Annotated in this window: 1 protein-coding gene; it reads left to right on the top strand. The window is 74.5% G+C overall.

Annotated elements, in window-relative coordinates:
• Positions 1-68: 68 nt before the first annotated feature.
• Positions 69-1,406: FtsX-like permease family protein (locus L0B03_RS17920; protein ID WP_250448372.1), on the top strand; the 1,338-nt coding region annotated here is incomplete at its 3' end.

Genomic DNA, 1,406 nt, shown 5'->3' with positions numbered 1-1,406 from the left:
ACCGCGGTCCAGGGCACTGCCGCGCCCGGGACGGCGGGTGCGCGGCACGCCGCAGGCCCGGTGTCCCGGTGACGCGGGTCGCGCTGCGGGGCATCCGCAGCCATCTCGGGCGGTTCCTGCTCTCGGTGCTCGCGGTGCTGCTCGGCGTCGCCTTCGTCGCCGGGACCTTCTCCCTGCGCACGATGATGTCGAGCACCTTCTCCGAGCTCGTCGAGACCTCGACCGTGGGGGACGCCTACGTGCGCGGGGCCGAGCAGATCGCCGACGCCGCGAGCGCCGACATGGGGGCCGTGCGCACCGGGGTCCCCCTGGACCTGGTCGAGGAGGTCGCGGCCGTGGACGGCGTGCGGACCGCCCTGCCCGAGATCACCGGCCCGATCGTGCTGGTGGGTGCGGACGGCACCGCCGTGGCCGCGGGCAACGGCCCGCCCAGCTTCGCACTGGCGATGCACGCCGAGGAGCCCTCGACCGAGCTGGTGGACGGCCGTGCACCGACCGGGCTGGGCGAGGTCGCGCTCGAGTCGGCGACCCTCGAGGCCTCGGGCCTGGCGGTGGGGGACGCCACGCAGGTGGTCCTGGGCGGGGAGATCACGCCGGTCGACGTCGTGGGTGAGGTCTCCTTCGGCGCCCCGGTCGCCGGGGCCACGATCGTCTTCCTCGACCCCGTCGCCGCCACCGAGGTCTTCGCCCCGGACGGGATGGTCTCCTCGATCGCCGTCTACGCCGAGGGGGACCTCGACGAGGAGGCCGTGGTCGAGCGCCTCCAGGCCGCTCTCGGCTCGACCCTCGACGGGCTCGACGCCGAGGTCGCCACCGGGGAGGAGGTGCGGGACGAGACCCGGGCGCAGGTCGAGCAGATCCTCGGCTTCGTCTCGACCTTCCTGCTGGTCTTCGCCGCGATCGCGCTCTTCGTCGGGGCGTTCATCATCGCCAACACCTTCCAGATGACCGTGCGTCAGCGTCAGCGTGAGTTCGCCATGCTGCGGGCCATCGGTGCCTCGCCCGCCCAGGTCTTCACCTCGATCCTGGTCCAGGCCCTGGTGGTCGGCGTCCTGGGCTCGGCCCTCGGCGTCGGTGCGGGGGTCGCCCTCGTGGCCGGCCTGCGCGAGGTCTTCGCCCGGATGGGCATGGAGCTCTCGGGGCAGATCCCGCTCGACGGCTTCACGGTGCTGGTCTCGGTGCTCATCGGCACGGTGGTGAGCGTCGTCGCCGCGGCGGTCCCCGCCCGGCGCGCGGCCCTCACCCCGCCCGTGGAGGCGATGCGCGACGACGTCGTGGTCCACGACCGCGGCTCGGTGGTCCGTGCCGCGATCGGCGGGCTCCTGCTGGCGGGGGGCGTGGCGTCCGTCGTGGTCGCGACCCTCGCCGACCTCGACGAGCCGGGCATGCTGCTCGGTGCCGGGGCC

Origin of the sequence: Actinotalea sp. C106 (assembly GCF_023630195.1) — a bacterium.
Taxonomy (GTDB): Bacteria; Actinomycetota; Actinomycetes; order Actinomycetales; family Cellulomonadaceae; genus Actinotalea.
The sequence above is the reverse complement of the archived record's forward strand: the minus strand, read 5'-3'. Positions and strand labels throughout refer to the sequence as shown.